This window comes from Streptomyces sp. NPDC033845 (genome assembly GCF_055576225.1).
Genome location: NZ_JBVIRI010000004.1, coordinates 358,100 through 371,446 on the forward strand (window position 1 = coordinate 358,100; position 13,347 = coordinate 371,446).

General features: G+C 74.8%; 12 protein-coding genes. 5 read left to right on the forward strand and 7 right to left on the reverse strand.

Translation table 11 applies throughout. From position 1 onward, the window contains the following. Positions 1 to 120: 120 nt before the first annotated feature. On the forward strand, positions 121 to 1,980 hold the full coding sequence (locus ACZ50K_RS11400) for a VanW family protein (RefSeq protein ID WP_468900704.1): 1,860 nt from the start codon (positions 121 to 123) through the stop codon (positions 1,978 to 1,980). A gap of 10 nt (positions 1,981 to 1,990) precedes the next feature. Here the strand turns inward: ACZ50K_RS11400 and ACZ50K_RS11405 are convergent, their stop codons facing one another. Continuing rightward, positions 1,991 to 3,259, reverse strand: a complete 1,269-nt coding sequence (locus tag ACZ50K_RS11405) for a serine hydrolase domain-containing protein (protein ID WP_468900707.1) — start codon at positions 3,257 to 3,259, stop codon at positions 1,991 to 1,993. Between the two features lie 171 nt (positions 3,260 to 3,430). On the opposite strand from ACZ50K_RS11405, the gene ACZ50K_RS11410 reads away from it, so the two are divergent. The 3 genes from ACZ50K_RS11410 (at position 3,431) to ACZ50K_RS11420 (ending at position 7,016) form a co-directional block, all read left to right on the forward strand. Then, on the forward strand, positions 3,431 to 4,435 hold the full coding sequence (locus tag ACZ50K_RS11410; protein ID WP_468900709.1) for an RNA ligase family protein: 1,005 nt from the start codon (positions 3,431 to 3,433) through the stop codon (positions 4,433 to 4,435). Between the two features lie 144 nt (positions 4,436 to 4,579). Further along, complete coding sequence (locus ACZ50K_RS11415) at positions 4,580 to 5,959, forward strand: serine hydrolase domain-containing protein (RefSeq protein WP_468900712.1); 1,380 nt, start codon at positions 4,580 to 4,582, stop codon at positions 5,957 to 5,959. 145 nt (positions 5,960 to 6,104) lie between these two features. Then, complete coding sequence (locus ACZ50K_RS11420; protein WP_468900713.1) at positions 6,105 to 7,016, forward strand: YhjD/YihY/BrkB family envelope integrity protein; 912 nt, start codon at positions 6,105 to 6,107, stop codon at positions 7,014 to 7,016. Here ACZ50K_RS11420 and ACZ50K_RS11425 read toward each other — a convergent pair. Continuing rightward, the gene (locus ACZ50K_RS11425; RefSeq protein ID WP_468900716.1) at positions 6,994 to 8,280 is read right to left on the reverse strand and encodes a hypothetical protein; all 1,287 of its coding nucleotides are present in this window, start codon (positions 8,278 to 8,280) and stop codon (positions 6,994 to 6,996) included. The genes ACZ50K_RS11420 and ACZ50K_RS11425 overlap by 23 nt on opposite strands. 252 nt (positions 8,281 to 8,532) lie before the next feature. Beyond that, positions 8,533 to 9,123: a class I SAM-dependent methyltransferase gene (locus ACZ50K_RS11430; RefSeq protein ID WP_468900718.1), complete on the reverse strand. Its 591-nt coding sequence runs from the start codon at positions 9,121 to 9,123 to the stop codon at positions 8,533 to 8,535. Between the two features lie 471 nt (positions 9,124 to 9,594). On the opposite strand from ACZ50K_RS11430, the gene ACZ50K_RS11435 reads away from it, so the two are divergent. Next, entirely contained in the window at positions 9,595 to 10,023 is a 429-nt protein-coding gene (locus ACZ50K_RS11435) for a DUF5990 family protein (RefSeq protein WP_468900720.1), read from the forward strand. 26 nt (positions 10,024 to 10,049) lie between these two features. Here the strand turns inward: ACZ50K_RS11435 and ACZ50K_RS11440 are convergent, their stop codons facing one another. From ACZ50K_RS11440 to ACZ50K_RS11455, 4 genes are read right to left on the reverse strand one after another with little or no spacing between them, the layout of a single operon-like run. Continuing rightward, positions 10,050 to 11,051 carry an endo alpha-1,4 polygalactosaminidase gene (locus ACZ50K_RS11440; RefSeq protein ID WP_468900723.1) on the reverse strand — a complete coding sequence of 334 codons (1,002 nt, stop codon included), beginning with the start codon at positions 11,049 to 11,051 and terminating at the stop codon, positions 10,050 to 10,052. Then, entirely contained in the window at positions 11,048 to 11,710 is a 663-nt protein-coding gene (locus tag ACZ50K_RS11445; RefSeq protein ID WP_468900725.1) for a spherulation-specific family 4 protein, read from the reverse strand. Before ACZ50K_RS11445 ends, ACZ50K_RS11440 begins: the two co-directional genes overlap by 4 nt. Next, positions 11,707 to 12,615 (reverse strand): NAD-dependent epimerase/dehydratase family protein, encoded by a 909-nt coding sequence (locus ACZ50K_RS11450; RefSeq protein ID WP_468900728.1) that lies wholly within the window; start codon positions 12,613 to 12,615, stop codon positions 11,707 to 11,709. Before ACZ50K_RS11450 ends, ACZ50K_RS11445 begins: the two co-directional genes overlap by 4 nt. Positions 12,616 to 12,622: 7 nt before the next feature. Then, a complete protein-coding gene (locus ACZ50K_RS11455; RefSeq protein ID WP_468900731.1) occupies positions 12,623 to 13,336 on the reverse strand; it encodes a nucleotidyltransferase family protein in 714 nt (237 codons plus the stop codon). Positions 13,337 to 13,347: the final 11 nt, after the last annotated feature.

The window sequence follows — 13,347 nt, forward strand, 5'->3', positions numbered from 1 at the left end:
AACCCCAAGCCGGACTGATGGTGAACCCGTGACAGCTATTACACTTCTGTCCGTTTTCAGCCTTTTTGGTGAATCATGGTGGAGACCGATCGGCCGGGGGTCAGAGGAGAGACACGACATATGGCACGCTCACGCGCACGCAGCAGGTCCTTCGCCCGACGGACCGCCCTGCCGGCCACCGGCGGGGCCCTGGCCCTGGGCCTGGGCGGCCTCTACCTCAGCGGCCTGCTGATCACCGGCGACGAGATCGCCGCCGGCACCCAGGTCCGCGGCGTGGACATCGGCGGCATGAGCCGCGCAGAGGCCCGCGCCGAACTGGACCGCAGACTGGCCCCGGCCTTCGCCGCCCCCCTCGCGCTGACCGTCGGGGACCGCACCCGGCGCATACCCGCGGCCGACCTCGGCCTCTCCCTGGACACCGCCGCCACCGTCGAGCGGGCCGCCGGCGGCACCGGATCCGACCCCCTCGCCGTGTTCGGCCGCCTCTTCGACAGCGGGGACCACCCGGTGGAGCCGGTGGTCCGCACCGACGAGACCAAGGCCCGTGCCGCCCTCGACGCGCTGGCCACCGCCACCGACCGCAAGGTCCGCGACGGAGCGATAACCCTGACCGGGGGCAAGGCCGCCGCCGTGGCCCCGGTCACCGGAACCAGCCTGGTCAAGGACCAGGCGCTCACCGCGCTCCGCACCGGCTACGAGCGGTCCGGCACCGCGAAGCCCGTGGTCCTGCCGGTCCGCAGCACCGCCCCCGCCGTGGGCGCCGCCGAGACCGACCGGGCCCTGAAGGAGATCGCCCGCCCGGCCATGTCCGGCCCGGTCACCCTGACCCTCGCCGGCCACCGGATATCCATCGGCCCCGCCGTCCTCGCCGAACACCTGGCCGTCAAGCCCGACGCCGCGAAGCGGTTCGTCCCGGTCCTCGACGCCAAGGGCCTGCTCGCCGACCCCGCCGTGGCCCGCCCGCTGGAGCAGGCCGCCCCCGGCGCCCGCGACGCCCGGATCGGCACCGACGCCGCCGGACGCGTCCAGATCACCGCCGAGGCCCGGGCCGGCGCCGAGGTCACCGCCAAGACCCTCCAGGCCGCCGTACAGCCGCTGCTCAGCGGCAGCGGCCCCGCCGCCCGTACCGGAGCGGTCGCCACCGAGGCCGTCCAGCCCCGGCTGACCCGGGAATCCGTGGCCCGGATGGGGATCAAGGAGGAGATGTCCTCCTTCACCGTGAACTTCCCGGCCGCCCCCTACCGGATCACCAACATCGGACGGGCCGCGGAGCTCATCGACGGCTCGCTGGTCCTCCCCGGCAAGGAGTGGAGCTTCAACCGGACCGTCGGGGAGCGGACCAAGGAGAACGGCTTCGTCGACGGCATCATGATCAACAACGGCCAGTACACCAAGTCCGCCGGAGGCGGCGTCTCGGCCGTGGCCACCACCATGTTCAACGCCATGTTCTTCGCCGGCCTCAAGCCGGTCGAGTACGGCGCCCACTCGTTCTACATCGAGCGCTACCCCGAGGGCCGCGAGGCCACGGTGGCCTGGGGCACCCTCGACCTGCGCTGGCTCAACGACTCCGGGCACGCCGTCTACGTCCAGGCCAAGGCCGGGAACGACTCGGTGACCATCACCCTGCTCGGCACCAAGAAGTACGAGATCGAGGCCACCAAGGGCCCCCGCACCAAGGAGGTGCCGCCCGGCACCCGGACCGGCAGCGGTGCGCAGTGCGAGGTCCAGACCCCGCTCGAAGGCTTCGACGTCACCGTCGGCCGGATCTTCAAGCAGGGCGGCGCGGAGGTGAAGCGGGAGAACTTCAAGACCCACTACACCCCCCGCGACGAGGTCACCTGCACCCCCGAGAAGTCCGAGGGGGTGCAGGTGCCGGCCGAGCCCGGAGTCCGCCCGGAGGCCGGGACCCCGGCCACTGGCGGAACCCCGGCCCCGGCCGCCGTCAAGCCGACCGCGACCGCCGTCAAGCCGACCGCCTGACCGGCTGTCGTCAGCCGTTCTCGCGCAGGTCCGCGTCAGCCGGGGCCACCGAGAACCCGCGTGCCGGGGCAGTCGACCGGCCCGCGGCCTTCGGGGCCGCCGGCTTCCCGCAGAACGCCGGCTCCAGCACCCCGCCGAGCGCCGTGTTGGCCACCCCGCGGTTGGAGGTGTTCGCCATCGCGGACAGGCTGCGCTTGCCGTCCTTGGTGGTGAACGCGTAGGTGTAGAAGCCCTGGACGGTGCCGGTGTGGCCGTACACCGAGATCCCGCAGGACAGGTCGTAGCGGCGCAGACCCAGCCCGTAGAACCGGGTGTTGGTGGCGTCCGTCGGGGTCACCGTGGTCATCTCCGCCAGCATCCGCGGGGACAGCAGCCGGCCGCCCAGCAGCGCCGAGGTGAAGGTGTTCAGATCGGCCGGGTTCGAGATGACCGCACCCGCCGACTGCGCCCAGGAGACCGTCTGCTCGGTGGAGTCCACCAGCGGCAGGCCGGCCTCGTCGGGGTGCAGGTAGCCCCGCGCGTGCAGCCCCTTGATCTTGGTGTCGGGGTGCACGTACGAGGTGTTCTTCAGGTGCAGCGGCTTGAAGATGCGGCGCTCGTACTCCTTGGCCACCGGGTTGCCGGTGACCTTCTCGATCAGCATCCCCACCACCACGAAGTTGGTGTTCGAGTACTTGTACGACACCCCCGGCTCGGTGGTCCGCGGGTAGCCCAGCGACAGCGTGACCAGCTCCTGGTAGGAGAACACCCGGTTCCGCACGGCCTCGAAACCGGGCACGGTCTGCGCGAACATCGCGTCCGTGTAGTCGGCCAACCCGCTGCGGTGGGTGAGCAGATGGCGGACCGTGATCCGGTCGTCCGGCAGCAGGCCCGGCAGGTAGCGGTTGACCGGGGCGTCCAGCTCCACCTTGCCCTTCTCCACCAGCTGCAGCAGCACCACGGTGGAGAAGGTCTTGCTGACACTGCCGATCCGGAACCGGGCCTTGGTGTTCATCGGGTCGCCGGTGGTCCGGTCCCGGACGCCCGCGGTCTCGGACTCCACCCAGCCGGGGCCGGTCATCCGGACCATCGCACCGGGCGCGCCCTGCGCCAGGGTGTTGTCCAGCACCCGGCGCACACCCTCCAGGTCCGGGGCGGGCACGGCCGGAGTGGTGGCCGGGGCGGCCGGCGCCGGAGCGGGCGCGGGTGCGGCGTGGGCGGTGGCGGCCGGGGCGAGGCCGGCGACCAGGGCGAGCAGGGTGGCGCTGGCGGCCAGGTGTCGGTGCGGCGACAGGGGCACGTGTAATCCTCGGGTCGATCGGTGTGGACTTGCTTACCGATCATGAGGGCACGAACACCCCGTTCGGTTCCCAACCCGCCCGGACCGACGTCGAACCCCCGACCGAAACAGCTGTTTTCGGCCACCGTCCCGCCCTCTCGCGGCCCCCGACGGCGCGTCTAGCATGGCCGGATGCAGGCTGCCGACTGGTCCCCCTACCCGAAGATCCCGACCGCCCGCCGGCTCGGCGAGACCACCGGCGCCGGCCGGACCTGGGTGGCGCACGAGAAGGTGCACGGGGCCAACTTCGCCCTGCTGTGCGGCCCGTCGGAGGTCCGCCCGGCGAAACGCCGCGAACTCCTCGGCGAGAGCGGCCTGGACGAGTTCTTCGGGGTCGGCCGGATCTGGCCCGCCCTGGCGGTGGCCGCCGCCCGCTGCGCCCGGGAGCTGAGGGAGCGGTACGGGGCCGGGCCGGAGGCCGCGGTCACCCTGTACGGGGAACTGGCCGGCGGCCGCTACCCGCACCCCGAGGTGCCCGCCGTCCCGGCGGCCGCACCCGTGCAGACGGGCGTCTGGTACGCCCCGGACCTGGTGTGGCTGGCCTTCGACGCCACCGTGGCGGAGGCCGCGGGCCCGGGGCCCTGCTGGGCCGCCGACCGGGACCTGCGGGAGGCGGCGGCCGCCGCCGGCCTGGACTGCGTGCCGCTGCTCGGCCGGGGCACCCTGGCCGCGGTCCGGGAACTGCCCGAGCTGTTCCCCACCGCGGTGCCCGCCCTGCTGGGGCTGCCCGAACTGCCGGGCAACCTGGCCGAGGGGCTGGTGGTGAAGCCGGCCGGCGCCTTCCGCGGCACCGCCCGTCCGCTGGCCAAGTACAAGCAGCCGGCCTTCGCCGAGGACGAGCGCTATGCCGGCGCCCGCCCGCAGGCCGCCCCGCCCGGGGGTGCGGCCGGGGTGCCCGGCTGGCTGCTCGCCCACGGCACCGCCCTGCTGACCCCGGCCCGGGCGGCCGCCGCGGTGAGCAAACTGGGCCCCGCCGCGCCGGCCGCGGAGCTGGCGGCGGAGATCGCCGCGGACGCGGCCGAGGAGGCCGCCGAGGCGCTCGGCGGCCTGGACCCGGAGCTCGGGCGCGCGCTGGAGCGGGCGCTGTCCCCGGGCGCCCTGACCCTGGCCCGCCTGGACGCCGCCACCCGCCGCTGACCCCTCCCGCGCACGCCGCCCGGAGGCCCCCCGGCCCTGTCCCGGGCGGCCGGGACAGGGTGTCCGGGACCCGACTTGCACTTAGCTCAAGTCCTGCGTAGCGTGCAATTGAACGCAGTGCAATTCACCGGACAGGGGCGGGCCATGCTGGATGCGGTGCTGTCGGAATTCCTCGGGGCCGCGGCCGCCGAAGCGGGCATACCCGGAGCGGCCGTCGGCATCTGGGCCGACGGCCGGGAGGAGTACGGCTGCCACGGCGTGACCAGTGTCGAGAACCCGCTGCCCGTCGACCGGGGCACCCTCTTCCAGATCGGCTCGATCACCAAGACCTACACGGCGACCACCCTGGTGCACCTGGTCGCCGAAGGCCTGGTCGACCTCGACGCCCCGGTGCGCCGCTACGTCCCCGAGCTGGTCCTCGCCGACGAGGCGGCGGCCGCCCGGATCACCGTCCTCAACCTGCTCAACCACACCGCCGGGCTGGACTGGAACCTGCTGATCGACACCGGCGAGGGGGACGGGGCCCTCGCCGGGTTCGTGGCCCGGATGGCCGAGCTCCCGCTCATCGGCGAACCCGGCGCCCGCTCCTCCTACAGCCAGGCCGGCTTCAACCTGGCCGGCCGGATCGTGGAGAAGGTCACCGGACTGACCTACGAACGGGCCGTCACCGAACGGCTGCTGGAACCGCTCGGGCTCACCGGCACCCTGTTCTCCCTCGGCGACGTGATCACCCGCAGGTTCGCCGTCGGGCACAACACCGACGAGGACGGCCGCCTGGACGTCGCCCGGCTGTGGAAGGCCTCCCGCGGGGACAACCCGGGCGGCGGAGCCGCCGCCTCGGTCGCCGACCTGCTCCGCTGGGGCCGGTTCCACCTCGGCGACGGACGCACCGAGGACGGGGTCCGGGTGCTGCCCGCCGAACTGCTGCGCCGGATGGCGGAGCCCACGGTCGCGCTGCGCGCCAGCACCCTCGGCGACTCCCTCGGCATCGGCTGGTTCCTGCGCGAGGTGGACGGGGTCCGCGCCTTCGGCCACGGCGGCTCCGGCCTCGGCCAGTTCGCGGAACTGCTGGTCGTCCCCGAACGAAACTTCGCGGTGGCCGTCCTCTCAAACTCCGGACCGGCCGGCACCGCCTTCAACCAGACCGTGGTCCGCTGGGCCCTGGCCACCCGGCTCGGGCTCACCGACCGCGACCCCGAGCCCGTACCGCACGACCCGGCCCGCTCCGGTGCGCTCCTCGGCCGGTACGAGAACGACGCGCTGGACCTCGCGCTGACCGAGGAGCCGGACGGGCTGAAGCTGGAGGTGCGGATCAAGCCGGAGATCCGGGCGACGGCGACCACCGAGATCCCGCCGGACTTCCCCCCGGCCGAGATCGGCCTGCTGCCGGGCGACGGCGACGAGTACATCGTCACCAGCGGCGGCCTCAAGGGGCAGCGCGGCTACTTCACCCGGGACCAGGACGGCACGGTGGTCGCCGTCGACCTGGCCGGCCGCACCTTCGCCCGCACCACGGCCCGCTGAGCCCGGCCCCGGCCGTGGCGGCCCGCGCCTGACGTGCCGGTCGCGGGCCGGTCCCGCATCCTTCTGGGGGAGGCATGTCCTCCGGCAGGCATCCGCGGCCCTCGGGAGACCCGGTCGCGGGAACCGTGGGAGGAGGGTCCGCGCCGTGCTCGGATTCGACCTCCGGACGCGCAGGTTCGCGGTACCGGGCTGGGCCCGCCGGCACACCCCCTTCCTGGGCCGGGTCATCGACCAGCTCGCGGCCGTCAACACCTTCGACTGCGCCACCCGGCTGGCCGCCCAGGCCTTCCTGGGTGCCCTCCCGGCGATCTTCGTGTTCGGCGCCTTCGCCCCCGCCTGGATGCGCGACCAGCTGATCTCCTCCCTCAGCACCACCCTCGGGCTGACCAGCGACACCCTCGACGAGGTCCGCAGCGTGTACGCCGGCGGCAGCGTGTACGGGGACGGCGGCGGCGCCGCCGTGGCGAGCACCGGGGTGGCCGGGGCGGTGATCACCCTGCTGTCCGCCACCACCTGCAGCCGGGCCCTCCAGCGGGTCTGCGAACGCTGCTGGCACCTGCCCAGGTCCGGGGTGCGGGTGGCGGCCTGGCGCTGGGTGGCCTGGCTCGGGGTGTGGCTGGCCGCCCTGCTCTTCCAGGGCCCCGTGCAGGAGGGGTTCGGCAGCGGACCGGTCCTGGGCGCCGAGATCGCCCTGGTCACCAGCACCCTGCTGTGGTGGTGGACCCAGCACCTGCTGCTCGGCGGCCGGGTGCCCTGGCTGCCGCTGCTGCCCGCCGCCCTGCTGGTCGGCCTCGGCACCCAGCTGTTCACCTGGGGCTCCCGGCTCTACATGCCGGGGGCCGTACAGCGCGGCCTGGAGGAGTTCGGCAGCCTCGGCTCGGTGTTCGTGCTGCTGTCCTGGCTGATCGGCTTCTTCGTGGTGGTGACCCTGGGCCTGGCCCTCGGCCAGGTGCTCGCCCGGGAGTCCTGGCCGGCCCGGCTGCTCGGCACCCCGCCGCCCGAGGCCCTCGGGCCCGCGCCGACGGCCGGGGGCCTCAGGCCTCCGGAGGGGGACTGACCCCACCGGCCGCCGGTGCGGGCCCGGACCCGGCCGCGCTCCGCCGGCCGCCCGCCGCCAGCAGGGCCAGTACGGCCAGGACGGCCAGCAGGACCACCGCCAGCAGCAGCACCGTCCGCACCGTCGGATGGTTCCACCAGGCGAACACCGCCGCGGCCAGCAGCACGGCGGCCACCGTGAGCCGCTGCCGGTGGGCCGCCACCCAGATCCCGGTCCGCCCGGTGTCCAGACCGTGTGCGGCACCCCGCCGGGCCACCGAGTCCGCGGCCCGCTCCGTGGTCCCCCGCAAGGCCGCGGGCAGCCGGCCCGGGCCCGTCAGCCAGGCCCCGGCGGCCACCACCAGACCCAGCACCAGCGCGGTCCGGAGACCGGCCCTGAGGAAGTGCACCAGGGTGTCGAACACCGCCGCGGCCGCCGCCGGGGACTGCACCTGCGCGGGCAGGTGGTCGAGGTAGTAGCGGCGGGCGACGGCCAGCCCGACGGCCAGCACCAGACAGGCGGCCGCCGCGCCCAGGGCCGTCCGGGCCAGGGCCCGGCGCCGCCGGCGGGCCAGCAGCACCCCGGCCGCGCCGATCAGCACGGTGAGCACCGGCAGCCAGTCGCCGAGCCGGTCCAGCAGCCGGGCCCCGGAGCGGATCCTGCCCAGCTCGTCCGACTGGAACAGCACCATCTGCTTGTCCACCTCGGGGATCCTGGCCGCGGGCGCCAGCCCGGCGTCCACCAGGTCGCCCTTGATCCGGTCGACGGCGGTGCCCAGGTCCAGGGTGACCGTCCCGCCGTCGACGCCGACCGCGCCGCGGCCCCGGCCGGTGAGGGCGTGCACCACGGCACCGTGCGCGGCCCGGTTGGCGGCGGTCCACAGCGAGGCGAACCGGTCGCTCTCGACGAACCGGGTGGCCACCTTGGTGACGGCCTGGTCCACGGCCTCGTCCAGCTGCGGTCCGAGGGCCTTGAGCGCGGTGCCGGCCCGTGGCGGCAGCCCCTGGGACTCCAGCCAGGCCGCGAGGTCCGCGGCGACCTGCGGGCCGTCCACCCGGACGTCGGCCGCCTCGGCCATCCGGTGGGCGGCGGCCGCCTCGACCGCCGGGTCGGAGGCCAGCGGGGCGACGGTCGCCACGTACCGGTCGGTGTCCAGGACGATGTCGTGCACCCATACGGTGAGCAGGGACACCGGCACCAGCAGACAGGTGAGGGTGATCAGTACGGCGGAGACGGCGCTCCTGGCCTTGCGCCCGGGGCCGGTCGGGCTGCTGTTGCGGCTCATCCGTCCATTGGACGGGCGGCCCGGCGGGTCCGCATGTCGGCGTCCGGTGGAAGGCCCCGTGCGCCGAACACCGCGAACGGCGCACGGGGGCACTTCCCGCACCGGTCCCCTCCGCGGCGGCGAGAGCCGCCCCGCAGCCGGGAGGGCCGGTGCCCGAGGTCAGTCAATCATTCAAGAGGCCGACTGGCCAGAATGAGTGGCATATGCGAGCCAGTTCTGGAGGAAGACAGCTTATGTGCGCCGATCCTTCGGTCAGGTCTCCAGGGGGCCGGAGCTCGGGACGGCGCGGGCCAGGAAGTGGTTCGCGCCGTCCTCGTACTCGGCCAGCCGCCGGCCGGTGGCGTCCAGGGCGGGCCGCAGGTTCGGTTCGGCGAGCAGGTCCCCGGGGTCCAGGGGGCGGCCGTGCCGGGTGGCGCGTTCGGCCCGCCCCGAGGGGTGGAGCAGCAGCAGGGTGCCGTCCGGGGCGCTGACCCGCGCCCATTCGCGCAGCGCGGCCCTCGGGTCGGGGAGGTGGTCCGGGAGCCCCGCGCCGAAGATGCCGTCCACCCGGGAGCCGGGCAGCGGCAGCCGGGTGCAGTCCGCCGCCAGCAGCTGTCCGTAGCGGGTGCGGCCGTGCCGGGCGGCGGCGGAGAGCATGGCCGGGGTGAGGTCGATGCCGAGCACGCTGCCCGCCGGCCCGACCCCGGCCCGCAGTGCGGGCATGGCCCGCCCGGTGCCGCAGCCCAGGTCCAGGGCCCGCCCGCCGGGGCGGAGCCGCATCCGGGCGACGGCCGCCTCGTAGGCCGGGGTCTGGTAGCCGAACCGCTCCTCCCAGGCGGTGGCCCGCCGGCTGAGGAAGGCCACCGGACCTCCCATGAGTCGGCCGGGCCCGCCGGGGCCGGGCCGCCGCCGGCGGCCGCGGCCAGCAGCAGGGCGCCGGCCCGGACGCCCAGCACGGGCACCTCGGCCGCCAGCGCCTCCCGGAGCAGGGGCCCGGCACCGGCACCCGTATCGGCGTCGGCGCCGGCCGTGGGGCCGCCGGGGACCGGGCCGCCCAGCACCAGCAGGCCGTCGATCCCGGCGAGGTCGGCGGGGGCCGGTTCCCCCGCCCAGACGCGGACGGTCAGAACCGCCAGGCCCGCCGCGGCGAGCGCGGAACCGACGCCGTCCGGGCCTGCCTCCGGGACCTGCCGGAGCACCACCACCGCCATGGAAACACCTCCTGAATTCGAGCGATCAAAGCCCTACAGGGCTGCATTCGCGCAAGAATGCCCCCGAAAATGCCGCATATGCCGGCTGCTATCCGCTCCGTGAGACGCATGGCAGAGTGGCGCCATGCCACTGCTGTCATTGAGGGTCGTCGGCCGGGACCTGCCGGGACGCGACTGCGGAGGGTTCGGCGACGTGCACGTCGCGGTGCAGTGCCGGGGCGAACCGGAGGGCGCCGTCCCCGGGGACGCCGGGGAAGCCGTCTGGGAGTTCACCGTGGACGCCGTCGCCGCCCCGGACGGCGGCTGGGACTTCCGCGGCCCCCATGTGCACGGCCCGCGCGGAGCCCGGTTCCTCTATCTCACCTGGGGCGAGTGGCCGGAGGGCGGCTCCTTCACCATGTTCCGCCGCGCCAAACTACCGCTCGCCGACCTCCCGCCCGGGGCCGTGGCGGCCGGGGCGGCGGAGGTCGCGCTCGGGCTGACCGACGCCCGGGGCCTGCCCCGGTGCGCCGGGGTCCGCCCGCCGGACGCCCGCTGGACCGTCCCCGGCTGACGGGAACGGCCCGCGGGCGGCGCGGATCAGCAGGGCTTGCGCCAGGTGTCCAGCTCCAGCCGCTTCAGCATCGAGGACAGCCCCAGCTGACGGGACTCCGGGCAGAAGCCCGCGGTGGATCCCTCGTACTCGACGTGGAACACCGCCTTGCCCGCCTTGATGAAGGGGGTCAGCGCCGCGCACTCCCCGTACTGGGCGCACTCCTCGTTGACCGCGAAGTCGAAGTACCGGACCAGCTGCGGGATCTGCGGCAGGTCGTTCTTCAGGCCCACCGAAAGACCGCGGGCGTGCGCGATCCCGGCGATCATGCGGTTGTACGCCAGCTGGTGCGCGGCGGTCAGCGGGAAGCCGGTGCGGTTGCCGTACCCCTCCATCAGGTCCGGCTCCACCGCGTCGAACCCCTTGTCGCGGCACATGTCGAACCGCCGTTCCATCAGCGGGCGAAGCAGGTCCAGCCGGCGGATGTCCAGCCACCGTTCGCCGTCCCAGCCGTTCGGCCGGCCGAGGAGTTCCTCGGGGAAGGCGTTCCGGTCGGGCCGGAAGTCCTCCCAGGCGCCGACGTTGACGTAGCAGATCACCTTGCGGCCGTCCCGGTGCAGCCGGGCCACATCGGCCTTGGAGTTCTCGAACCCGTCGATGTCGTAGACGGGGACGTCCACGGACGGGTCGGACTTCCCGTCGAGCTGCCACTGCCAGGCCAGCCCCGGCCTGGGCCGCCAGCGCCCCTTGGCCTCGGCCGGCGGGGCCGTCGGGTTCCCCGGCGCGGCCGAGGTCCCGGGCCGGGCCGGGCCGGTGCCCGAGGGCGGGCCGGCGGACGGGGAGCCCGGGGGAGCGGCCGAGGGGGAGCCGGGGGTGCCGGTGGGCGGCACGGACGGGGAGCCCGTGGGGCCCGGACCGCCGCCGCCGCGGGTGGCGGTCGGTGGCTTCGGGTCCGGCGCGGGCGGGCCGTCCCCGGAGGAACAGCCCGCCAGGGTCAGGGCCGTCAGCAGGGCCAGCAGGCCCAGGCGGGCCGGCAGGGTGCGGCTCATCGTTCCCTCCCGGTGAGTGCGGGGGTCAACTGGTTCCAGGGGTTGGGGAGTTCGCCGGTGACCGGTCCGGAGACCGCCGCTCCGCGCTCCCGTGCGGTGCGGACGGCGAGCGGGACGAGCGCTTCGGGCACCCCGTAGACGAGATGGCAGAACCGCTCGGGCGGATACCTGGTGGTCCAGGCCGGCCGGGTGAACGCCGAGACATAGGTGGACCAGTGTCCCTCGAAGGTGACGGTCAGGTCCGCCAGGCGCGCGTATCCGGCCATCGGGTGGACGCCCGGGTTCAGCACCACCGTGCCGGCCCCGGAGCGGCGCAGCGCCCGGACCAGCCGACGGCAGTCGGCCAGCCCCTCCCGGGTGGCCGGCACCCGGTCGACGAAGCAGCCGTCGGCCGCGTACCACTCCTGGTGCCGCAGCAGTTCCTGGACGATCTCCGCCCGGCAGCGGGAGCCGTAGCCGGCGTCCAGGTAGCCGAGCACCCGGGCGCCGGCGGCCCGCAGGGCCGAGGCCGCCGAGGCGAACGCCGGGTCGGGCCGGGCGCCCGGCCCGTCGGCGGGGTTCAGCACCACCCCGTAGGTGCCGGCCGCGCCCGTGATGAGCTCGTGCCAGGCACCCGGGTCCTCGGCGGGGTGGACGTACAGCGGGACGAGCAGGCTCATGGGGTGCCGTTGCCGGCCGGCTCGGTCGCCGCCCACAGTGCGGCGAGCGTCTGGTCCAGCCGGTGGACCGGACGCCAGCCGAGGGCGTCTCCGGCGGCCGTGATGTCCGAGCACTGCCAGGACACCTGGGCCGACCGGGCCGACCCGGCCGCCTCCTCCTCGATCCGTCCGCGGAATCCGGCCAACCCGGCGAGCAGGCGCACCAGTTCACGGACCGGGACGGCCCGGCCGGCCCCGATGTTCAGCACGGGCGGCAGCGGTCCGGGGGCGGCGACGGCCAGCGCCACCGCCTCGGCCACGTCCCGTACGTCCACGAAGTCGCGGTACGCGGACAGGTCGCCCAGCCGCAGCACCGCCTCCGGGTCCGGTCCGGCCCCGCGCAGCAGTCCGGCGATCCGGCCCGGCAGTCCGCTCGGCGGGGCCCCCGGGCCCACCGGGTTGCCCACCCGCAGCACCACCCCGTCCAGCCCGGAGGAGGCCACCGCCACCGTCCCGGCCAGCTTGGTCGCGCCGTACGGGGCGACCGGGCGGGTCGCGGACCACTCCGCGACCCGGGTGTCCCGCTCGCCCGGACCGTACTCGGCGGCCGAGCCCAGATGGACCAGCCGGGCCGAGGGCGCCGCCGTGCGGAGCGCGGCGCACAGCACGGCCGGTCCCCGGGCGTTGACCTCGGCCAGGGTGACGGGGTCGCCGCCGGTCGCCCCCGCGCAGTTGACCACCGCGTCGGGTGCCGCGGCGGCCAGGGTGCTCGCGAGCCGGTCGGGCCCGTCGGTGGCGAGGTCGATGCCGAACTCGGCACCGGAGGAGCGGCCGCCACCGAACACCTGTGCGCCCGGGAGGGCGCGCAGGCGTTCGGCGACATGAGCGCCCAGATAGCCGGTCCGGCCCAGGACGAGAATGCGCATGACGTGCTCAGGCTCCCTTGAGCAGCAGGGACTTGCGGCTGGTGAACTCGGCGTTGGCCCGGTCGTAGTCGTCCGGGCGCCCGATGTCCAGCCAGTAGCCGTCGAACGGATAGGAGTGCGGCAGGTTCTGACTGTCCAACAGGTCCAGTACGAGCTCGTCGAAGCCGAGCGGCAGACCGGGGGTGTAGCTGTCCAGGGTGGACCGGCTGAGGCCGTACACGCCCATCGAGACGTGGTAGTCCATGCTGGGCTTCTCGGTGAACCCGACCACCCGGCTGGCGTCGGTGGTCAGCACCCCGAAGTCGATGTGGACCTTGCGGGGGTAGGTGGCGATGGTCAGCGGGGCCCCGGACTCCTCGTGGCTGCGCAGCACGTCGGCGTAGTCGAGGTCGGTGAGGACGTCGCCGTTCATCACCAGGAAGTGCTCGGGGAGCCGGTCCCGCAGGTTGAGCAGCGGCCCCATGGTGCCCAGCGGGCTCTCCTCGGTGGCGTAGTCGATCTGCATGCCCCACTGCGAGCCGTCCCCGACATAGGCGCGGATGATCTCGCCCAGGTGGCCGATGGCGATGGTGCAGCGGGTGAAGCCGGCGCCGGAGAGCTGGCGCAGCACGATCTCCAGGATCGCGTGCTGGTCCCCGATGGGGACGAGCGGCTTCGGCAGGGCCGTGGTGTAGGGCCGCAGCCGGACGCCCTTGCCGCCTGCCAGTATCACTGCGTACATGGGTCGGTCTC